Annotated in this window: 15 protein-coding genes; 6 read left to right on the top strand and 9 right to left on the bottom strand. The window is 45.4% G+C overall.

Going from position 1 to position 21817, the window contains the following annotated elements; all coding sequences use genetic code 11:
- The first annotated feature begins 45 nt into the window (after window positions 1-45).
- Window positions 46-426, top strand: a complete 381-nt coding sequence (locus ABDV94_RS15330) for a four helix bundle protein (RefSeq protein WP_343748086.1) — start codon at window positions 46-48, stop codon at window positions 424-426.
- A 53-nt stretch (window positions 427-479) separates the two neighbouring features.
- Here the strand turns inward: ABDV94_RS15330 and ABDV94_RS15325 are convergent, their stop codons facing one another.
- Together ABDV94_RS15325 and ABDV94_RS15320 are read right to left on the bottom strand one after the other, a co-directional pair.
- Window positions 480-1112 carry a porin family protein gene (locus ABDV94_RS15325; RefSeq protein WP_343748085.1) on the bottom strand — a complete coding sequence of 211 codons (633 nt, stop codon included), beginning with the start codon at window positions 1110-1112 and terminating at the stop codon, window positions 480-482.
- Between the two features lie 370 nt (window positions 1113-1482).
- Window positions 1483-2247, bottom strand: a complete 765-nt coding sequence (locus ABDV94_RS15320) for an exodeoxyribonuclease III (RefSeq protein ID WP_343748084.1) — start codon at window positions 2245-2247, stop codon at window positions 1483-1485.
- Window positions 2248-2652: 405 nt separating this feature from the next.
- Between ABDV94_RS15320 and ABDV94_RS15315 the strand changes: the two genes are divergently transcribed.
- The 3 genes from ABDV94_RS15315 to ABDV94_RS15305 all read left to right on the top strand — a co-directional run bounded on the left by ABDV94_RS15315 (window position 2653) and on the right by ABDV94_RS15305 (window position 10045).
- Window positions 2653-6378 carry an SBBP repeat-containing protein gene (locus ABDV94_RS15315; protein ID WP_343748083.1) on the top strand — a complete coding sequence of 1242 codons (3726 nt, stop codon included), beginning with the start codon at window positions 2653-2655 and terminating at the stop codon, window positions 6376-6378.
- A gap of 199 nt (window positions 6379-6577) precedes the next feature.
- Window positions 6578-8707 carry a DNA mismatch repair protein MutS gene (locus tag ABDV94_RS15310; protein WP_343748082.1) on the top strand — a complete coding sequence of 710 codons (2130 nt, stop codon included), beginning with the start codon at window positions 6578-6580 and terminating at the stop codon, window positions 8705-8707.
- Between the two features lie 102 nt (window positions 8708-8809).
- Window positions 8810-10045, top strand: coding sequence for an MFS transporter (locus tag ABDV94_RS15305; RefSeq protein WP_343748081.1), 1236 nt, complete (start codon window positions 8810-8812; stop codon window positions 10043-10045).
- 524 nt (window positions 10046-10569) lie between these two features.
- Here the strand turns inward: ABDV94_RS15305 and ABDV94_RS15300 are convergent.
- Genes ABDV94_RS15300 through tgt form a run of 3 tightly spaced genes read right to left on the bottom strand, consistent with a single transcriptional unit; the run spans window position 10570 to window position 13590 of the window.
- Window positions 10570-11331, bottom strand: a complete 762-nt coding sequence (locus ABDV94_RS15300; protein WP_343748080.1) for a DUF481 domain-containing protein — start codon at window positions 11329-11331, stop codon at window positions 10570-10572.
- A gap of 4 nt (window positions 11332-11335) precedes the next feature.
- The gene (locus tag ABDV94_RS15295) at window positions 11336-12460 is read right to left on the bottom strand and encodes an LptF/LptG family permease (RefSeq protein WP_343748079.1); all 1125 of its coding nucleotides are present in this window, start codon (window positions 12458-12460) and stop codon (window positions 11336-11338) included.
- Window positions 12460-13590: a tRNA guanosine(34) transglycosylase Tgt gene (gene tgt, locus ABDV94_RS15290; RefSeq protein ID WP_343748078.1), complete on the bottom strand. Its 1131-nt coding sequence runs from the start codon at window positions 13588-13590 to the stop codon at window positions 12460-12462. Before tgt ends, ABDV94_RS15295 begins: the two co-directional genes overlap by 1 nt.
- An 82-nt stretch (window positions 13591-13672) precedes the next feature.
- On the opposite strand from tgt, the gene ABDV94_RS15285 reads away from it, so the two are divergent.
- Together ABDV94_RS15285 and ABDV94_RS15280 are read left to right on the top strand one after the other, a co-directional pair.
- Window positions 13673-14809 (top strand): glycosyltransferase, encoded by a 1137-nt coding sequence (locus ABDV94_RS15285; RefSeq protein WP_343748077.1) that lies wholly within the window; start codon window positions 13673-13675, stop codon window positions 14807-14809.
- Complete coding sequence (locus tag ABDV94_RS15280) at window positions 14800-15408, top strand: sigma-70 family RNA polymerase sigma factor (protein ID WP_343748076.1); 609 nt, start codon at window positions 14800-14802, stop codon at window positions 15406-15408. The genes ABDV94_RS15285 and ABDV94_RS15280 overlap by 10 nt, the downstream gene beginning before the upstream one ends.
- A 163-nt stretch (window positions 15409-15571) precedes the next feature.
- On the opposite strand, the gene ABDV94_RS15275 is transcribed toward ABDV94_RS15280, so the two are convergent.
- The 4 genes from ABDV94_RS15275 to ABDV94_RS15260 all read right to left on the bottom strand — a co-directional run bounded on the left by ABDV94_RS15275 (window position 15572) and on the right by ABDV94_RS15260 (window position 21660).
- Window positions 15572-17368 (bottom strand): AMP-dependent synthetase/ligase, encoded by a 1797-nt coding sequence (locus ABDV94_RS15275; protein ID WP_343748075.1) that lies wholly within the window; start codon window positions 17366-17368, stop codon window positions 15572-15574.
- Window positions 17369-17812: 444 nt separating this feature from the next.
- A complete protein-coding gene (locus ABDV94_RS15270) occupies window positions 17813-19444 on the bottom strand; it encodes an amidohydrolase (RefSeq protein WP_343748074.1) in 1632 nt (543 codons plus the stop codon).
- Window positions 19445-19453: 9 nt separating this feature from the next.
- A complete protein-coding gene (locus ABDV94_RS15265; protein ID WP_343748073.1) occupies window positions 19454-20215 on the bottom strand; it encodes an SDR family NAD(P)-dependent oxidoreductase in 762 nt (253 codons plus the stop codon).
- Window positions 20212-21660 (bottom strand): hypothetical protein, encoded by a 1449-nt coding sequence (locus ABDV94_RS15260; protein WP_343748072.1) that lies wholly within the window; start codon window positions 21658-21660, stop codon window positions 20212-20214. Before ABDV94_RS15260 ends, ABDV94_RS15265 begins: the two co-directional genes overlap by 4 nt.
- Window positions 21661-21817 lie beyond the last annotated feature (157 nt).

Genomic DNA, 21817 nt, shown 5'->3' with positions numbered 1-21817 from the left:
ATCTTTGATCATTTTTATTATCTTAAATAAGAAACGCTATTCATTATGTCAGAAAATACTATTCAAACTAAAAGTTTCGAGTTTGCCGTTCAAATCATTAAAACATACAAACTACTCATTTCAGAGAAAAAAGAGTTTATTCTTTCAAAACAACTTTTGCGTTCCGGAACATCAATCGGTGCAAATATCTCTGAAGCCGTTCGCGGACAATCTACCAAAGATTTCATTCACAAACTTCAGATCTCCAGAAAAGAAGCAAATGAAACACTTTATTGGATAAAACTTCTTGAAGTAACCGACTACCTGTCAGCAGAAAGGACTCAAAAATTAATTATATTATGTGAGGAACTATTAAAAATTCTGACTGCCATCATCAAATCAACAGAAAACAAAATGAAAACTGCTAAACAAAACATTCGTAATTGATTCAAAAAAAAGCTCATCCGAAGACAAGCTCTTTTCAAATCCAAATTTGACAACTAGAATCTGTAACCCAATGTCAATTGAATCCATTGATTTTTATAGCGTGGAGTGGATGAGGATCCGTCACCATGGTTTGTTTGAAAATCCCATCCAACTCTCGGAGACACTACGAAGTGATTAACATTTACATCGAATCCGACTACTGCACCCAAGGTGTTTTTGCGGATATTGTCGTTTTCATATTCCCTGAATTCAGAAGATGTGTAAGGCCCGGAAGTAAAATCATCCTGCTGACTCATCAAAAAGGAATATTGCGGACCAGCTACGATTGTGAAGAATGATGCCGGCTTGAAAGTGAATAACAACGGTACATCAAGGTAATTGGTTGTACGTTTGAAAGCGTAAGATTGTCCTAAAAGTACTCCCGATCCCTGGAAACCTTTCTGAGAAAACAACACTTCGGGCTGCACTCCCAAATATTTCCCGATCGGAATGTGCAGGAATACTCCGCCCGCGAATCCGGCCTTCCCATTTGCCTGAAAATCTTCCTGTTTTTCATCCCACACATTCGAGTAGTTTACCCCGGCCTTGATTCCGAATTTCAAATTCTCTCTAAAGTCTTCCTGTGCGTTCACATTCATCCCGAACAATGAACAAGCTGCTAAAAGCAATGTCGATAATTTTTTCATGATTGATAGTTTGTATTCGAAAACCATATGCCCAAATCCATGCCCCGGGAGGGTTTTCAACTTCTTAAAAAAACTTAAACACGAGAAATAGCAAGGGATTCAGGAGGGATCCTTAAAAACAGGCAAAATGCCAAAAAAGGCTATTTTATTTCATTTTGAAAAACAGCTTTTCATTTTGGAAATATTTATCCATTTTGAATGGAGTATCGTGTTATAAACGCAAAGATTTTAAATCGCTTCTTTCCTTCAAAGATGCAAAAGGCACAGAGGGATTTTTATATAACTACTTACATCCGATTCTTACAAACAACAAAAAGCCGCATTGAAATCAATACGGCTCTCTTCAAGATCTATTATTCTTACTCCGGGACTACAACGCCAGTTCCAATCCAACCGGACAATGGTCTGATCCCATAATCTCGTTGTGAATGGTTGCTGCTTTCAATTGCGGAATGAAACTTTCGGAAACCAGGAAATAGTCGATTCTCCAGCCGATATTCTTCCCTCTTGCTCCCGCACGGTAGCTCCACCAGGTGTATTTTACTTCTTCACCATTCAAAACGCGCCAGGAGTCAACCAGTCCGCTTCCAACAAACGCATCCATTCCGTCGATTTCTTCCTGCATGAATCCAGCGGATTTGTTGTAGTTTTCTTTCGGACGTGCCAAATCGATTGCTTTATGCGCCACATTGAAGTCTCCGCAAACAATGACCGGTTTCTTCGCCTCCAATCCTTTCAGGTAAGCCAGGAAATCAGCATCCCAGGTTTGGCGGTATGGAAGACGCAACAGTTCGCTTCCCGAATTCGGTACATACACCGTTACCAGGAAAAAACGATCGTACTCGGCGCAAATCACGCGCCCTTCTTCGTCGTGCTCCGGAATTCCCATATCGTACACCACGGAAAGCGGTTCTATTTTTGAAATCAAAGCCGTCCCGGAATACCCTTTTCTTCCGGCTTCATTGGCATACACATACCCATATCCCAAAGGAGCCACGGTATCTTTCACCTGATCCACCGTTGCTTTGGTTTCCTGCAAACAAATGACATCGGCATCCACCTGCTGCATGTCCGTAATAAATGATTTTCCGGCAATGGCACGGATTCCGTTTACATTAAAAGAAAGAAGTTTCATATCTGCGTTTTATTTATGCGGGTAAAACTGGAATAGCGACCGGATTTTGCCAGATATGCGTTTTCAGTTTACCCGATTGTAAAAATAGAATTTTACGGGATGATTCAATGTAAAAAAGAGTATTTGATGGAGGAGAATTCGGGCTTGAAACGCGCGGGAACAGCAAGGCTTGTTTCATACAATTTATTCGCGCCAAAATTCGGAGGTATCTGGATATAAAACGCTTATCAATTAAGTATTGGCGGATATGAATTCGGCGAATTACAGAACAGGCAAATTGCTTAATTTTGCACCAAAAAAACAGCCCCCCACTTAAGAACAACCCAATATATACCACAAAAAGCGGCCTCAAATTACCTGAAAATCACTTCACTTAACAAGATACATTTTAACACATATAAATCTATGAATCATACAAAAGGCAGCACGCATGCCGCGAAAAAAAGAACATTCAGAAGCCTTCTAAAAAGCGCATTAGCGGGTGGTGCACTGTTGATAACCTCAGCAACAGCAAATGCCCAGGTGAATCTGCAATGGGTAAAAAACATGGGGGGAACGAGTGCTGACCTGGGCCAAGCTACCGTCGTAGATACTGCCGGAAATATTTATATAACCGGAACTTTTTACGGAACTGCTGATTTTGATCCCGGAGCCGGAGTAGCCAATTTAACATCTGCCGACCTGGGTGATATTTTTGTAGCCAAATATGACAGCAACGGAAATTACGTTTGGGCAAAACGCATGGGTGGAGCTGGCTCTGACGTAGGTAACTCCATAGCCGTAGATGCCGCAGGAAATGTGTATACCACCGGATATTTTTGGAATACGGTAGACTTTGACCCCGGAGCCGGAGTAGTCAATTTAACTTCCGGAGGATACTCAGATATTTTTGTGAGTAAATTGGACAGTAATGGAAATTACGTTTGGGCTAAAAGTATGATTGGAACGGGGACGAAAGATGACTATGGCAATTCTATAACCCTGGATGCCGCTGGAAATGTGTACACCACCGGATATTTTGAGAATACGGTGGACTTTGACCCCGGAGCCGGAGTAGCCAATTTAACATCGACCGGAGGGACCGATATTTTTGTGAGCAAACTCGACAACAACGGAAATTACGTATGGGCAAAAAACATCGGCGGAACAGCTAATGATCAGGGCAATTCGATAGCTATCGATGCTGCCGGAAATATTTATACTACCGGAGCTTTTATAGGAACCGTTGACTTTGATCCCGGATCAGGTGCAACCAATTTAACTTCTGCCGGAGGTGCCAATGTTTTTGTGAGCAAACTGGACAACAATGGAGATTATGTTTGGGCAAAAGGAATGGGAGGAACTAAAGGCAGTTCTATTGCCATCGATGCCGCAGGAAATGTGCATACCACCGGTTTTTTTTCAGGAACCCGTGACTTTGATCCCGGATCGGGAGTAGCCAATTTAACCTCTGCGGGAATTAATGATATTTTTGTGAGCAAATTAGACAACAACGGAAGTTACCTATGGGCAAAAGGAATGGGAGGAACAGGCATTGATTATGTAACTTCCATGGCCTTAGACGCTACCGGAAATGTGTATACTACAGGATATTTTCCAGGAACCGCAAATTTCAACCCTGCCGGAACCGCCAATTTAACATCTGCCGGAGCTAACGACATTTTTGTGAGTAAGCTCGACAACAACGGAAATTACGTATGGGCAAAAAACATCGGAGGGGCAAGTCATGATTACGGACAGGGTATTGCCCTGGATGCCTCAGGAAATATTTACCTAACCGGATCGTTTGCAGGGCTGGCAAATTTTAATCCGAATGGAAGCACTAATTTATATTCTAACGGCGGTGACGATATTTTCTTAGTAAAACTTTCGGAGGTGTCGGTTAACATTGCTGCATCAGAAAATAATCTATGTACCGGAACAACTATAACCTTTACCGCAACACCTACAGGAGCTACCAGCCCCTCTTACCAATGGAAAGTAAACGGCGCCGATGTTGGAACCAACAGCACTACTTATACTTACACGCCTGCAAACGGCGATGTGGTTACGTGTGTGATGACTGTATCAGGATCGCCAATTACCAGCAACAGCATTACGATGAATGTAAATACATCTCCGGCAACACCAACGTTTACACAAGTAGCAGCGGTTTGTGAAGGAACAGCGTTTACATTGCCGACAACTTCCGGCAACGGAATCTCCGGAACCTGGTCACCGGCGATTAACACAACAGCAACAACGACTTACACCTTTACACCAGCTGCGGGACAATGTGCTACAACCGCATCAATGACCGTAACGGTGAATCCGCCAACAACACCAACGTTTACGCAAGTAGCAGCGGTTTGTGAAGGAACAGCGTTTACATTGCCAACAACTTCCAGCAACGGAATCTCCGGAACCTGGTCACCTGCAATCAACAACACCGCAACAACAACTTACACCTTTACACCAGCTGCGGGACAATGTGCTGCAACAGCACAAATGACCGTAACGGTGAATGCGCCAACAACACCAACATTTACGCAAGTAGCAGCGGTTTGTGAAGGAACAGCATTTACATTGCCAACAACTTCCGGCAACGGAATCTCCGGAACCTGGTCACCGGCGATTAACACAACAGCAACAACGACTTACACCTTTACACCAGCTGCGGGACAATGTGCTACAACCGCACAAATGACCGTAACGGTGAATGCGCCAACAACACCAACGTTTACGCAAGTAGCAGCGGTTTGCGAAGGAACAGCGTTTACATTGCCAACGACTTCCGGCAACGGAATCTCCGGAACATGGTCGCCAGCAATTAATACAACGGCAACAACGACTTACACCTTTACACCAGCTGCGGGACAATGTGCTGCAACAGCACAAATGACCGTAACGGTGAATGCGCCAACAACACCAACGTTTACGCAAGTGGCAGCGGTTTGCGAAGGAACAGCGTTTACATTGCCAACAACTTCCGGCAACGGAATCTCCGGAACCTGGTCGCCGGCGATTAACAACACCGCAACAACGACTTATACCTTTACACCAGCTGCGGGAGCATGCGCTACAACCGCGCAAATGACCGTAACGGTGAATGCGCCAACAACTCCAACCTTTACACAATTAGCAGCGGTTTGCGAAGGAACAGCATTTACATTGCCAACAACTTCCGGCAACGGAATCTCCGGAACATGGTCGCCGGCGATTAACACAACAGCAACAACGACTTACACCTTTACACCAGCTGCGGGACAATGTGCTGCAACCGCACAAATGACCGTAACGGTGAATGCGCCAACAACACCAACGTTTACGCAAGTAGCAGCGGTTTGTGAAGGAACAGCGTTTACATTGCCGACAACTTCCGGCAACGGAATCTCAGGAACCTGGTCGCCAGCAATTAATACAACGGCAACAACGACTTACACCTTTACACCAGCTGCGGGAGAATGTGCCACAACCGCACAAATGACCGTAACGGTGAATCCGCAAACAATGCCAACGTTTACGCAAGTAGCAGCGGTTTGTGAAGGAACAGCGTTTACATTGCCAACGACTTCCAGCAACGGAATCTCAGGAACATGGTCGCCAGCGATTAACACAACGGCAACAACGACTTACACCTTTACGCCAGCTGCGGGAGAATGTGCCACAACGGAAACCATGACGGTAACAGTGAATGCACTTCCTGAACCAATCATTACAGTAAGCGGAAATGTATTCTCTGCGGACGCCGGTTTTGCAACGTATCAATGGATGCGAAACGGAACGGATCTTCCCGGAGCAACTTCTAACACTTACACCCCAACACAAAACGGCGATTATTCTGTTCGTGTTACAAATACAAGTGGCTGCGAAGGGAGTTCGAATGTGATCAGTCATACGGATTTGGGCCTTACGGATAGTGCAAAACAGAAATTGGTAGTTTATCCAAACCCAACAATGGAAACACTAAACATTTCTAACGTCTCTACCCAAGCCACATACACCATCTATGATCTTTACGGAAAAATGATTTCCAAAGGAAAAATCACAGACAACAAAGTGACTGTTTCAAACCTTCCTTCTGCAGCATATTTCATCGCAGTAGAAGACAACGAAACCGTGGAAATGGTACAGTTTATTAAACAGGATTAACTCTTTTTGAATCTTCAAAACACAGAGGCGGGCTTCGGCTCGCCTTTGCGTTTTTTACGAACGATCATTTGGTGATTGATATGATTCTTCTGATTTTACCCCATGACATTCACTAACGACTTCCATTATTTTACGTCTCATTTTGAATTAATCCGAAGTAGTCTCTTGCCAGCTTCCAAATTGCCCTTATTTTTACATCATGAAAGGATTTGATCAGCAAACACTTCGCGACCTGGAGTTTAACCAGATCAGAGAATGGCTGGCTGCATTCAGTATTGGAGACACGGCGAAAAACCGCCTGGAGAACCTGGCACCGAACAACGACTTCAGTGCCATCGAATTTGAATTACACCGCCTCAACGAGTTCAAAAGCATTCGTGTGGAAGGCGAATCGTTTCCTGCGCTGGATTTTGAAGAGCTCTTGACTGAAATTCGCCTGCTCCCGATCCGCAATGCCGTTTTACAGCAGGAAGGCTTTGTTCGTATTACGCGTGCTTCAGACCTGGTGAATCAAATCCTCCATTTTTTCGACAAGCGTTCACAGGATTATCCGAATCTCTTTGCCCTGCTGGGACAGGTCTATTTTACCCGGGAACTGATCGAGGCTATCGATAAAGTATTCGACCGGCGCGGACAGATCAAAGACGATGCTTCACCGGAATTGTTTGTCATTCGCCAGCAGATCAACAAACTGCGCAACCAGATTAACCGCAATTTCGATAAAGAAATGCGTCGCTACCTGAAAGAAGGACTTTTAGGCGACACCAAGGAAACCTTCGTCAACGAGCGGCGGGTATTGACCGTTCAATCGAGTCACAAGCGGAAAGTAGGCGGAATGGTTATGGGTTCTTCCAAAACGGGAAGTCTGACCTTTATTGAACCTGCAATCAATATTCCACTGAATAACGAACTGGAGATGACACTCGACGATGAGCGCAAGGAGATTTTCCGGATTTTGCAGGAGTTGACCCGCGAAATTGCGCATCATCTTCCATTGATCGAAGCATACCAGCATTTGCTCACCGAATTCGACTTCATCAATGCCAAAACCAAACTGGCACTTGATTTAAACGCAAATTTACCTGGAATTGTGCGGAATACGCGCATCGAACTGATTGATGCCTTCCACCCGATTCTCTGGAAAACCAATAAGGCATTAGGAAAAACAACGCTTCCGCAAAGCCTGATCCTGGATCCGAACAGCCGCATGCTGGTTATTTCCGGGCCAAATGCCGGGGGAAAATCCATTACGCTGAAAACGATCGGTTTGCTGCAAATCATGTTGCAGGCAGGTTTGCTCATACCGGTGCACGAAAACAGCAAATTCTGTTTCTTCCAGCAGGTATTAACCGATATTGGCGACAATCAGTCTATCGAGAACGAGTTGAGCACCTATTCCTACCGCCTGAAACGCATGAAGTTCTTCCTGAAGGTTTCCAATAAACGAACCCTTTTGTTACTGGATGAATTCGGAACAGGATCGGATCCGGAACTCGGAGGAGCGCTGGCTGAAGTCTTTTTCGAGGAATTGTACAACAAGAAATCGTATGGGGTCATCACGACACATTACGCTAATATCAAACTCAAGGCAGACCGGCTTCCGAATGCGGTAAACGGCTGTATGCTCTTCAATACCGAAACACTGGAACCTCTATATCGTTTCTCTATGGGACAACCGGGAAGTTCCTTTACGTTCGAAGTTGCCCAAATGAATGGTATCCCAATGGATCTGATTGAACAGGCCAAAGGAAAACTGGATCAGAACCGGGTAAAAATGGATCACTTGCTGAATGAGCTGAACCGCGAAAAAATGTACCTGCAACGCCTGAACAAGGAACACATCGAAGCACAGGAACTGGCTAATTCGGCACGTGAAGAATTCATTGAGAAGAAGAAACGCATTGACGAACGCCTGCGCGCGCAGCAAGATTTGGCCGAAAAGAACAACGTGTATATCAACTCGGGGAAAAAGATGAAGGCCTTCATCGACCGGTACCAGACCAAAACCCGCAAGAAAGAAGCGAACAGCGCGTTGATGGAAGATGTGCGTAAATACCTGATGGTTGAAAAATCAAAAATCGAGGAAGCAAAACGCAAGGTGGAACTGATGCAGCAAAAACCTCAGAAACCCGTTGCCAAAAAGCGAAAAACTCAAAAGCAGGAAGAAGATCTTTACCAACGGGATAAAATTGTGGTCGGTTCAACCGTTAAAATGATTGAAACCAAGCAAAGCGGAACCGTTGAAGAAATCAAAGGACATCTGCTAACCGTGGTATTCGGATTTATGCGCCTAAAAGTGGAACGCGAAAAACTGATGTGGATTAAGTAAGTTAAAATGGTTCAAACGTTCAATTTTTGAATCGAATGCTATTCATTGAACTTTCTGAACACCTTCATTTTACTGAAAACCCTAAAGACTGAAATAACAACTATGCCAACAAACAATAAATACTACTTCTTAGAACAGGCAAGCGTGCTCAACAGCATGCTTTTCCTTGAGCGTTTCGTTTATTACGGATTGCAGACTTTTGCTTACAGCTACCTCATCAGCGAAGCTATGAACCTGTATGGTGATGATGCAACGGAATTGCTCTTCACGTTTTCGTCTGCCCTGCTATTTGCACGCATTTTCGGCGGTTTGATGGTCGATTTTCTTTTCGGAAACAAGATTGCATTCCTGGTCAGCTGTGGTCTGCAAATCCTGGGAATCGTCCTGTTCATGCAGGAAAAGTTGGGCTTGTTCTATCTCGGAATGTTTGTGTTTATCGCCGGACAATCGCTCTTTTCGCCCGCTATACTCAAATCGATCGGTTTGTTATACAGTAGCCGGAAACATAAACTAGACGGCGCAGTAAGTCTCAACACCTTTGCAATCAATCTCGGATCTTTCCTGGCCCCGCTCGCATTCCACTACCTGGAGCTGGCATCAACCTTCCGTGCCGGATTCATTTCCTGCATCATTTGCTTTGCGGTCATTGCCGGATTGAGTTTCCTTGTGAAAAAAGCAGGCCCTGACTCTGCGATAGACGATTCCGTGCAAGACACCGGAAACAACCGCGTCAACGAAACCATTTTCCTTTCGATTTTCGGGTTATTCCTCTACTGGCTGTTCATTCAGCTTACCAACCGCTCCATGACCTACTCCACTTACAGCGGTTTCCGATCCGGAAGTGTCAACTTGTTTGTCTCCCTGATCCCCGCGCTGATCCCATTGGTCGGATACCTGATTTTCGGAATCCTCTGGAACCGCTTCAAGTTTCCTTCTCTGCTGAAAGTGGTTATCGGGTTCGGGTTCGCAACAATCTCCATCTTCGCAGCGATTTTAACGCTGGAAAACAGCCAAACCGACAGCCCGGTTTTCATGAGTACGTTCATCATTCTGAATTTCCTCGGAGAAATCATGATCGTGCCTACCCTGCTGAGCCTTATCCTTCAGTATTCACCGCAGAAACTCATGGGAACATTCAGCGGGCTCGCTTTGTCGGCATACGGCTTTCTGTCCATGTTTATCGGGAATAAACTCTTTGATGAAATCGGAGACGGAAACTACCTGGTGATGGCGATTGTGTCAGGGGCCGGTTTCTTTTTCTGCACACTCACCGTGTTGATTTTATTCTTGCTGACGCGGAAGAAGGATGCGGTTCACAATCATCTGGACGAGTTTTAGATACCATTTTACAAATTTATAATCCCGCTGACGTTCGACTGAGCTCACGCCGAAGTCTATCGAAATGTGTAAAAAGTCCATTTCCAGAGGCTTCCGAACAAATCCAAAACTCATCCCCCAACAAAAAGGCTGCCCGAAGACAGCCTTTAGCCAGTTTGTTTATAAAAAACCTTCCACACTATAAAAGTGTACAGGTCTTAGTGACAGTACCTTGTGATTCATAGCTATCACATGTTTTTTTCGCATCACTGAGCGTTGCGTTCTTAATTGTTTTGTTCTCGGTAATAGTGGTATTGCCAGTATCCTGGTAGGTACATTCACAATTGTAATCCTTCTTACACGATGCCAGGGACAGCAATGCCATTGCTGAAACTCCTAAAACTAACTTCTTCATATTACTTACTTTTGTGTTTTAACTTCAATCAATATAAACAGAAATAAATCAAAGCAGGCATCATTTTTTGTTAAAAAAGTATTAACAATTTCAAAAGTCCGGTGAAATTCACTAAAAAAACAAGCGCCTTTTATTCGCCCAACCGCACGCGAAACCCGGCTGAAGAACTGAATACCGTTTTGCGCACATTGACCGGTGGAGCACTATCGTAAAAAAGGTTAAATTCAATCCGCATATCCAATCTTTTGGTGATTGCCTGGGCAATTTGATACTGTCCGGAGAAACGAAAATCCTTTATTTTGTCCCAGCGCGGCTGGTAGTAAGTAGTTGCAGAAAAACTAAACCCGGTTTTCGTACGGATAAACCAACTCAGGTAATTACTCCAGCGGAAATTACTGTTGATAATCCCATCCTGCGTCAGTTCTTCGTATTCCCAAAAAGTCGATGTTCCTACAAAAAAACGCACGTTATTCGTATCGATAAACTTCCAGCGCGGCCCCGTTCCGATCAGGTAGCGAACCCGCTGATTCAGCAGTTGATTGTATTGAATCTGTGTATAAGCCTCCCACTTCCACGGACTGTTATGAATCCGCCGGGCATACCTGAAATGCGCCATCCCCGAATTGGCATACGTCGTTTTATTCGAAGCGGTATAGTTCAGATCAGCGATCATCAGGTAGAAATTCTTCCGCGTCTTATACTGCGCCCGCGGACGGAAATTCCCGGAATACAATACATCGGAAGAGTTTTGTGTCACCGACATCCCGGCATCCAACGAACCGCTCCACCCCGAAGTATCTTCGTAGATTCGGCGGTTTTCAATGTTCACGATCTGCGCATGCGCACCGAAAACAATCAGGGAGAAAAGAAGTAAGCTGATGATCTGCTTCATTTCGTTACTTTGGAGCAATACGGTATAAGAATATGGCTAAAATGCCAAAAATAACATTCGGGAGCCAAACAGCTGCAACCGGAGGAAAACCAACTGTCGTAGCAGCAACCGTGGTCACTTTCATTGCAAAGATATAAATGAACACGAACAAAAGCCCGATCGCAATGTTAATCCCGATTCCGCCGCGCTTTTTCCTGCTCGAAACACTCACCCCAATCAATGTCAGGACGTAAGTTGCAAAGGGGTAGCTGGTTCGCTGGTAGAGTTCTATCTCAAATGACGGCACATTCGAATTTCCTTTCTCTTTCTCCTTGCGGATAAAGGCCCGCAGCTCCGTATAGGTCATCGCTTCGGCAATATTCTCGCGAATCGCCATGTCATCGATATGATACGGCAGAACGGTGTCTTTTTTGTGTTCTTCAATGAGCTGGATTTTCTGATCAAAGGCCTTGGTGTGCAATTTCAAATCCGGCTTTAGCGTGTCGAGATACGTGATTTTCCGTTCAAAGACATCTGTCAGATGCCAGTTTGTTGTCCCGGAATCCACTTCTGCCGTACGTGCTTTCAGGAAATGAATCAGGCGGTTTTTGTTATCGTAGCGTTCAATCACAAAATCATTGATAATCGATTCGGTCGAACTGTAACTTCCATAATGAACCAGCTCATTCCCCGGAAATTCGGCATGATAATTCTCTACCAATAAACGGTCGCGATAGAATGATTCCTCAAAATCCAGGCGCACCCGGTTTGCACGCGGCAACACAAAATGGTTCAGAACCAACGACATCAGCATGAGGATTGTTGCAGCGATCATGTACGGACGCAGAATCCGCGTAAATGGCCTTCCGCTGTTGAGCATCGGGATGATTTCCGCTTCCTGGGCCATTTTTGCCGTAAACCAGATCACCGAAATGAAGATGATCATCGACGAAAAGGTATTCCCGTAATACAACAGGAAATTGAAGTAATAATCGAACACAATTGCCCGCAAAGGAGCCTGGTTATGAATAAATTCAGGTAAGCGCTCCGCCACATCGAAAACCATCGCCAAAAGCATAATCACCCCCAACATAAAAAAGAATGTCGAGAGGAACTTCCGGATGATATATCGGTCTAAAATTTTGAGCATTAAATCCTTCTTCCCAGTTTTTTCACCTGCTCGTCCTTCCAGGTTCTGAAAGTTCCGTCCAGGATGCGTCTGCGGGCTTCCTTAACCAACGCCAAATAAAAGGCTAAATTGTGAATGGTCGCAATTTGAATCGCCAGATTTTCTTTCGCCTTGATCAAATGGTGCAGGTAAGCCTTCGTGTAAACCTGGTCTACATAAGCCGTGCCGTTTGTATCCAGTGGAGAAAAATCCATACTCCACTTCTGGTTTTTGATATTAATCGTTCCTTCGGAAGTGAACAACATTCCGTGGCGTGCATTGCGCGACGGCATCACACAGTCGAACATATCTACACCCAGCGCAATTCCTTCAAGAATATTCACCGGTGTTCCAACTCCCATCAAATAACGCGGTTTATCAGCAGGCAGAATGGAACAAACCAAATCCGTCATACTGTACATGTCTTCATCCGGTTCTCCGACAGACAATCCACCGATTGCGTTTCCTACGGCCCCTTGCGCAGCGATAAACTCCGCAGATTCTTTTCGCAAATCCGGGTAAACACTTCCCTGAACAATCGGGAACAAGGCCTGGGAATAACCGTATTTCGGCTCCGTAGCATCCATCTGGGAAATACAACGCTTCAACCAGCGGTGCGTCATGTGCATGGAGCGCTTCGCATAGTTGTAATCACACGGGTACGGTGTACACTCGTCGAATGCCATAATGATATCTGCCCCGATCGTACGCTGAATATCGATGGCACGTTCCGGGGAAAAGAAATGGTAACTTCCGTCGTGGTGCGATTGAAAACGCACACCTTCTTCGGTGATTTTCCGGCTTTTTGCCAGTGAATACACCTGGTAGCCGCCGCTATCGGTCAGAATCGGGCGTTCCCAGCCGATAAACTGGTGCAATCCTCCCGCTCCCTCAAGTACTTCCAGTCCCGGACGCAGGTATAAATGAAAGGTGTTTCCCAGGATAATCTGAGCTTCAACATCATCCCGCAATTCCTGCTGGTGCACTCCTTTTACCGTTCCCTGCGTTCCTACCGGCATAAAAATCGGGGTTTCAATCGTACCGTGGTCAGTATGAATCAATCCGGCTCTTGCCTTGGACTGCGGATCGGTATGCTTTAATTCGAAGTGCATAATTCTGTTGAAAAATAAACGCTGCAAAGATAACGGGGATTTCGGAAAGTGCCCCATCTTTGTACGCGAAGAAGACACATTAATGAAAATAATCCCCGAATTACAGGACAGCGTCGTATTTTACATCTATTGGATTTTTGCCGGTCTGGCATTCATACAATTACTCTACAGCATACTCTTCTTCGGACGACTGGCTTTTTGGAAAAACAAATCCGTTTCTTCGGATTTACCACCGGTTTCCATCGTAATCGCCGCACGGAATGAGTCGGACAATTTGTATCAGAATCTCCCGAAAATCCTGGAACAGGACTACCCGGCTCCGTTTGAAGTGGTGGTGATCAACAACCAGTCGATGGATGATTCGAAGTACCTGCTTGATGCCCTGAGCCGTCAATACCCCAACCTGGTGGTCATGGAAGTGGAACGAAGCAAACATTTGGCTCCAAGCAAGAAATTTCCACTCACGATGGGAATCAAGAAGGCCCGCTACGAACATTTGGTATTCACCGATGCAGACTGTGTGCCGGCAAGCGACCTGTGGCTCCGTAAAATCGTGGAGAAATTCAGCGACAAAAAGCAGATTGTTTTGGGTTACGGGCCCTACAACAAGCGCAAAGGCTTCCTCAATAAAATTATCCGTTTCGATACCACAATGATTGCTGTGAATTACTTCTCGATGGCAATCAACCGCGTACCATACATGGGAGTAGGTCGTAACATGGCTTACACCAAAAGCGTTTTTCAATCCACCAATGGGTTCAAATCGCATTATTCACTCATGTCGGGAGATGATGACCTGTTCATCCAGGAAGCGGCACGTAAAAACAATTACACGATCCAGCTCGACCCGGAATCGTTTCAATACAGCGAAGCCAAAGACAACTGGGAATCATTTGTTTTACAAAAATCGCGTCATTACACCACTTCTCCGCGCTACAAGGTTTTCAAGAAAGTAATGTTAGGAATATATCCGGCGAGCTTGATTTTAATGCTGATATCTTTCGTTCTTTTGATCTTACAAAGTGGATGGTGGATACATGCCCTGGCCGGATTTGGTTTCGTAACACTGATAAAGTGGTGGCTGCTCGGAGTTTGTTTTAAAAAACTCAAGTCGCCCGGATTTATTGCTTTACTGCCTCTGACCGACCTGGCATATGTTTTGGTACTTCCATTTTTTTATTACTCAGCATTGCAAAAAAATTCTTCGAGATGGAAGTAGTTGGAGATCACTTATCGGACAAGGCCCGCATCGACCTTATTTTGGTGGATCAGGCCCGAAACGGCGACCAGAGTGCCTACGCGCAGTTAATGGACCGTTACCGTGAATCCATCTACTTCATGATGATGAAAATGGTACGGAATACCGATGACGCGGACGATCTCACGATTGAAGCATTCGGAAAGGCCTTCAGCCGTTTGGATCAATATTCTCCAAGCTTTGCATTTTCGACCTGGCTATTCAAAATTGCATCCAATAACTGTATCGATTTTATCCGCAAAAAGCGTATCAAGCTCACTTCGATGGATAGTGGCTACACCAACGAAGACGGTGAAGCAATTGGTATTGATGCCCGTTCGGAAACCCGCGACCCGGAAGAAAACATCATCCACAACCAAAAGGTGAAGCACATGCGCCAGCTGGTGAGCAAATTGAAACCACGTTACCGCGAACTGATCGAGAAGCGCTATTTCGAAGAATTGAGCTACGAAGAGATTGCGGATGAACTGAACCTTCCTTTGGGAACGGTCAAAGCGCAGTTATTCCGCGCACGGGATTTTCTCGCTCAAATGATGGAGCAGACGAAAGACGCGATTTAAACGCTAATTACGAGCAAAGCTTCCTTACGAAGAAAAAGATACCTGAGATTTTATTTGCTTTCAACGCCAAGGCGCAGACTTCGGCATGAACTCAAAGAATTTCGCATAAACAAAAAAGCCGGAATCATCCCGGCTTTTCAATTTTCCATTATCAATTTTCACTTTACTCGTGGTGATGCTCTTCATAAAAGCCATCCACGACTGTTTTGTATTTCTCCAGGATGATTTTCCGCTTCAGTTTCAACGTCGGAGTCAATTCTCCTGATTCGATTCCGAATTCTTTTGCTAGCAAGGCAAATTTCTTGATCTTCTCCCAGTTTCCGTAACCGGTGTTGATTCGGTCTACTTCTTGCTGAATACGGGCAATCACATCTGCGTTTTTCGCAATTTCCTCCGGAGAATCACCGATCTTGATCCCTTTACGACTCGCCCATTCTTTCACAAACGGGAAAGCAGGAACGATGAGTGCTGCCGGGAATTTCTGTCCTTCTCCCAACACCATAATCTGTTCAATAAAACGTGATTCCTTGAAGGTATTTTCCATCGCCTGAGGAATGATATACTTTCCTCCCGACGTTTTGAAAATCTCCTTTTTGCGGTCTGTGATCTTCAGGAAAATGTCATCTACAAACATCCCGATATCTCCCGTATGGAACCATCCCTGAGCGTCAATCGCTTCGGCCGTTTTATCCGGAAGGTTGTAATACCCCATCATGACATTCGGACCTTTCACCAGGATTTCACCGTCTTCTGCGATTTTTACTTTTACTCCGTCAATCAACGGACCTACTGTTCCGATCTTAATTCCTTTCTTCAGACAGTTTACCGAAATCACCGGCGACGTTTCCGTCAATCCGTAACCTTCCAGTACATTTACTCCTGCCGCCAGGAAGATTTGAGCCAAACGCGGCTGCAACGCAGCTGAGCCGGAAGCAATAGCTTTTACTTCTCCTCCTAAAGCTTCCTGCCATTTGGAGAATACCAGTTTACGCGCAATTCCCAGTTTGATTTTATACCAGAATCCCAATTTTCCTGTATCGTATTTTTCTGCAACGGAAACAGACCAGAAGAAAATGCGGCGTTTGAACCCGGTCAGTTCTTCCCCTTTGAGCATAATCCGGTCGAATACCTTCTCCAGCAAACGCGGAACAGCTGTAAACACGTGCGGTTTCACTTCCACCAGGTTCGGCCCGATCGTATCCATCGATTCCGCAAAATAGATTGCCGAACCACAATACATATACAGGTAGTGCAGCATGCGTTCGTACACGTGACAGACTGGTAAGAAGGTCAGCACGCGTGAATGCTCATCCGCAGGAATACTGTATTTACAGGAAAGTACATTCGACAAGAGGTTGTTATGCGAAAGCATCACCCCTTTCGGGTTCCCGGTGGTTCCGGAAGTGTAAATGATTGTTGCCAGATCCTCATTTCGGACATTGGCTTTTAATTCCGTGATTTTGTTCTGGGGAACATCTGCCCCCAGATCGATCAGATCGCGGTAATGGGGAAATTCATCCAGTTTATCAAAAGTGTATATCTTCTTCAGACTTTTGATCTGGGAGGAAACTCCCTGGATCTTATGAGCCAGATCCGCTCCGCTCACAAAAGCGTGCCTGATCCCGGCATCGTTAAAGATATACGCGTAGTCGTGTTCCGAAATATTCGGATAAACAGGAACTACGATTGCACCTACCTGCTGGATGGCAATGTCCATGACATTCCACTCTACGCGGTTGGGTGAAACAAGAGCCACACGCTCACCAATTGAAACGCCGATTTCCACTAGTCCTTTGGAAATCTGATTTGTAAGTGCTACAAACTCTTCGGTCGTCATAGGTGTCCAGACACCGTCCATTTTCGTTACAAACATGGAGGCATTCGGAAAATTTTTCAATTGATAAGTAGGCACGTCAAACAGTCGTCTTACTTCATTCATATCAGTTGTAATAGCACTCACAATTATATGTATTAAAAATTAAGCAATAGTGCAAAAATGTTCATCCAAAACCCTTGTTTGTTTTTTCACACCCATCTGTTAAGAATCTAGTTCCTACATTTATGTTGTGGGAATATAGTTTCTAACTTCGATCAAGTGCAATTCATGAACTAGTTGGAAAGTTACGAAAAAAAATGACTTGCGTTTGATCGTTTTTGGTTTTTTGGTTTGTAGGGTTCGTTTGCCGGCGAGCCCTTTTTTATTTTAGCACTCTTCACAACCGAAAATACGGGCTATCAGACAAATGAGAAGCCAAACGGTAAAAACCGCAAAGGATGCGAAGAGATATATTACCCGATGATCATTACAGAATAAATACACCAATGGGTCTGCGGGAGAAAACAAACCACATAGTACACAGAGAGCACATCGTATTTACCTATGAAGTCTACGGGAGCAACCAAGTCACTCCATTGAGAAAACAGACTTCCCTTTGATAAAGGTCATAAAGGAGAAATTGGGCTGATAGGTTCCTTTCGAGCGAAACGGACGATCCAGGATTACCAGCGTTGCATCTTTTCCTTTCTCCAGGCTTCCTTTCGTTTCTTCCTGGAAACTTGCAAAAGCCGCCCAGATTGTCATTCCTCTCAGACAGGCTTCTTCCGTCAACGCTTCTTCTACCAAAAAACCCTCAATCGGGTTGCCCTCTGCATTTTTACGGTTCACTGCCGCGTGGATGGTCAGGAACGGGTTCATCCCTTCTACCGGGAAATCCGTACCGATTGCCAGCATTCCGGCTTTATGCAACAGGGAATTGTAGGCATAAGCTCCTTTCAGGCGGTCTTTCCCCAAACGCGCTTCGGCCCAGCGCTGATCACTCACCGCATGTGTCGGTTGTACGGACGGAAATGCTCCCGAAGCTGCCAGCAGATCAAAATCGGCTACATCGACCACTTGCGCATGCTCGATTCTCCAACGGTGGTCCGGATTCCGTTTTGCATATTCCGTAATCAGATCGAGTACCAGGCGGTTTGTCGAATCTCCGATCGCATGAATATTCAGCTGATACCCGGTTAATTCAGCCAAAGCCGAATAGCGTTTCATATCTGCCAGTGAAGTGGTGAGCAACCCGTGATTGTGCACATCATCCGAATAAGCCTGTTTCAGCAAAGCTCCGCGTGACCCGAGCGCTCCGTCTCCGATTACTTTAAACGAGCGCACCAACAGGTTTTTCTCTTTCAAAAAACCGTGTTTCTTCGCAAAATCCGCATTTTCTTTCACAGGATAAAGCATTCCATAAATTCCGAGCGTCAGTTTGTTGGTCTGAACCAATTTCCGAAGCAGTTTAAAATCATGCGGGGTTAAACCGGCTTCATGCACATCGGTGATTCCATATCCAAACAATTCGTTTTGAATTTCCAGCAGCGCCTGCGACAATTCTGCATCCGGAAAATCGGGCAGTTTCTCTCCAATCAATGGAATCGCATTATCCAATAGAATACCCGATGGTTTTCCATCTGCTTTTTTCAATACTTCGCCTCCCTCAACGTGGGTTGTTTCGTTTACGCCGTACTTTTTCAATGCTGCGTCGTTGACCAAAACCGCATGTCCGTCGATCCGGTAAAGCACCACCGGTTTATCCGGAAAGCGTTTGTTCAGTTCTTCATTCGTAGGAAGTTCTTTACTTCCCCACAAGCTTTGATCCCAGCCACGACCCACTATCACCGGACGTTCTTTCTTCTGAGCGTATTTCTCTACCCGCACCAGCAGTTCATCCATCGACCCGGTTCCGGTGAGGTCGGCAGAGAGTTTCATCCGTGCCAGGCTCATCAGATGACCGTGTGCATCGGCAAAACCCGGAAAAATATCTTTCCCTTGCGCATCGATAAATTCATCGGCTGCATATTTATTCATGATCTGCCTGTCGGGACCTACTTCCACTACTTTTCCATCTTTAATTGCAATGGCCTGGGCAATGGTATTTTGATCATCCATCGTATGGATTTTGGCATTGTGGATCACCAGATCAACCGACTTTCCTTTCATGCAGGACACCGAAAGCAGTATCGCCAAACAGAAGAACAGAACTTTTTTCATCGCTTTGAATTAATGTGTTTTGTGAAATGTTGTTGAATTTGCCTGAGCTGTCGGCATAATTACCAAATCGTTGATGCATACGTGTTTCGGGCGGGAGCAGACATAATAAACCGCATCGGCAATGTCTTCTGCCATCAGCGCATCATATCCGTCGTAAACCAATTTCGCTGTTTCCTCGTTTCCTTTGAAACGAACCAGTGAAAATTCGGTTTCTGCCGCACCCGGAGCAATATTCGTTACTTTGATGTGATCGTGAACCAGGTCGATACGCATGGCGCGTGAAAGTGCATCCACCGCGTGTTTGGTAGCGCAATATACGTTTCCGCCTGCATAGACTTCCTTTCCTGCAATACTGGCAATATTCACAATGTGTCCGCCGCCATTCTGTTTCAGGATCGGTGAAACTGCGCGTGTCACATACAGCAATCCTTTGATATTTGTATCGATCATGCGGTTCCAGTCATCGGTATCTCCCGAATCAATCGGCCCGCGGCCAACTGCCAACCCCGCATTATTGATCAGGATTGTCAGGTTTGCCTTCACTTCTTCCGAAAGGGAAGCCACCGCCCTGTTGACTGCTTCTTCCGAGCGCACATCAAAATTCAGCAACACGATGTCTACCTGCTTCGCGCTCAATTCTCCTTTAAGCGCTTCCAAACGCTCATTTCTTCGGCCCGTTAGCACCAAATTCCATCCATTATCGGCAAAAATGCGTGCAGTTGCCTCTCCAAAACCTGCTGTTGCTCCTGTGATTAAAACGTACTTTTTCATAATTTAAATTTGAACGGCCTGGAACCCATTACCGCTATTAAAAATAAAGCCAGGTAAGCCGGCATCCGGTAGCGGACAAGCGCCCCCAAAACGGGAGTTGTCCAGCCAATCAGTACCAGCAAAATAAGTGCAAAGGTGAACAGAAACACCCGGATATTCTTCTCTTCCGGTGTTCTTCTTCCGCGGTTGTACCACAAGCCGAATACCAGCAATCCGAACAAACCACAGGCTTCTACAAAGTTGACAATCTTCAGTTTTCCTCCCGGATCCCACGGTGACGGCCTGAATGATGCATTGATCAACGCCTCGGGAATATTCCGCACCAACTGACCAAAATCATTCCCGATCGGGGTGAGTTCAACATAACTTCCGCAGGACTCTCCTTTAAACACCACATACCAGGGGCCATCGGCCGGTTTCAGCCGGATATCGTCAAAAGGATAATTCATCCCGAAGGTTACTTTCTTCGCCACCAGCGGTTTTCTCAGTTGAATGGTATCGTAAGCCAAAAACCGGATGTCCGGGTATTGATCCCTCCGGAAATAATAAAAACACGAATCGGCGTAGGCGTGAATTCCTCCCCGTCCCACATTGACGAAATCAAACTGCATGCGCGTGAGCCGGTGTGTCACTGTTTTCCGGAAATCGGTGAAAACCGTAAAAATGATCAGAACAGCAACCAATGCGCTCAAAGGGGCCAGCAAAACGTGTTTCCGGAAGACATATTTCCCCAGTAAATATACGGGAACAGCCAGTAACAAACATCCCAAAACATACGGCTTGAAAGCAAGCATCAGTACAAAACCCAATACGTAACGCCACAACCTGCTTTTCCCGGAAAGATTCCCCAGCATGGCATGAAGAATAAACGCAAAACCGGTAATCATCAGCGGTTCTTTCAATACCGAACTGGTCCAGAAACTGAGACTCGGAAAGAAAATGAGTGCGTACCAGAACAGGCGTTTATCGTAAAAAATCCGCTCTTTGAAAGCCATGAATATTTCCCGCAATCCGACAAAAGAGAAGAAGGAAAAGAAAAGTACGTGCACATAAACATTTCCTCCCGACAGGAACACAATCAGGCTGTTGATCCGGAGTACATTGCGGGAATCATTCATCAAATCCAGGTCTCCCGCCGACCAGTGATGTGTATTAGCCAGGTAATGCTGCACATCCCACTCGGAATTCAGGCCGGTTAAAAACTTCAGGTAATCACCGACCGACTGCCAGGCCACTTTGTTGAGCGTCACGCTGTCGTCCATGTATTCCTCCCAATCGACTGTGATTTCTCCAACTCCGTAAATTTTGGTGTGGATTACCATGAACAAAATCCCGAAAAGCAGTTTCACCCCCCAGCCAATCAGCAGATTGGTTCGCGACAGCCCTTCCGTTCTGAATTTCCAGACACACCAGGTCAAAGCAATGAAAACAAGCGAGAATACCATGCGGGCTCTAAGTTAATTCATAAATTACGAATGCCGTCAGCCACGAAGAAACGAATTTAAAAAATGTTTCAGCACGTTTCCGGGTTTAAGCTTTATCACAGACTACGGGTCATTCGTTTTTTTCATCGAAGGCTCCTATTTTCTCCGTTCAAATGGT

The organism is Fluviicola sp. (genome assembly GCF_039596355.1).
Lineage (GTDB): Bacteria > Bacteroidota > Bacteroidia > Flavobacteriales_D > Crocinitomicaceae > Fluviicola.
This window is presented reverse-complemented; position numbering and strand designations above follow the sequence as displayed.

Bases quoted from the DNA above. Each gene is read 5' to 3' on its own strand.
- ABDV94_RS15330 (WP_343748086.1), top strand. From the start codon at position 46: ATGTCAGAAAATACTATTCAAACTAAAAGTTTCGAGTTTGCCGTTCAA.
- ABDV94_RS15325 (WP_343748085.1), bottom strand. From the start codon at position 1,112: ATGAAAAAATTATCGACATTGCTTTTAGCAGCTTGTTCATTGTTCGGG.
- ABDV94_RS15320 (WP_343748084.1), bottom strand. From the start codon at position 2,247: ATGAAACTTCTTTCTTTTAATGTAAACGGAATCCGTGCCATTGCCGGA.
- ABDV94_RS15315 (WP_343748083.1), top strand. From the start codon at position 2,653: ATGAATCATACAAAAGGCAGCACGCATGCCGCGAAAAAAAGAACATTC.
- ABDV94_RS15310 (WP_343748082.1), top strand. From the start codon at position 6,578: ATGAAAGGATTTGATCAGCAAACACTTCGCGACCTGGAGTTTAACCAG.
- ABDV94_RS15305 (WP_343748081.1), top strand. From the start codon at position 8,810: ATGCCAACAAACAATAAATACTACTTCTTAGAACAGGCAAGCGTGCTC.
- ABDV94_RS15300 (WP_343748080.1), bottom strand. From the start codon at position 11,331: ATGAAGCAGATCATCAGCTTACTTCTTTTCTCCCTGATTGTTTTCGGT.
- ABDV94_RS15295 (WP_343748079.1), bottom strand. From the start codon at position 12,460: ATGCTCAAAATTTTAGACCGATATATCATCCGGAAGTTCCTCTCGACA.
- tgt (WP_343748078.1), bottom strand. From the start codon at position 13,590: ATGCACTTCGAATTAAAGCATACCGATCCGCAGTCCAAGGCAAGAGCC.
- ABDV94_RS15285 (WP_343748077.1), top strand. From the start codon at position 13,673: ATGAAAATAATCCCCGAATTACAGGACAGCGTCGTATTTTACATCTAT.
- ABDV94_RS15280 (WP_343748076.1), top strand. From the start codon at position 14,800: ATGGAAGTAGTTGGAGATCACTTATCGGACAAGGCCCGCATCGACCTT.
- ABDV94_RS15270 (WP_343748074.1), bottom strand. From the start codon at position 19,444: ATGAAAAAAGTTCTGTTCTTCTGTTTGGCGATACTGCTTTCGGTGTCC.
- ABDV94_RS15265 (WP_343748073.1), bottom strand. From the start codon at position 20,215: ATGAAAAAGTACGTTTTAATCACAGGAGCAACAGCAGGTTTTGGAGAG.
- ABDV94_RS15260 (WP_343748072.1), bottom strand. From the start codon at position 21,660: ATGGTATTCTCGCTTGTTTTCATTGCTTTGACCTGGTGTGTCTGGAAA.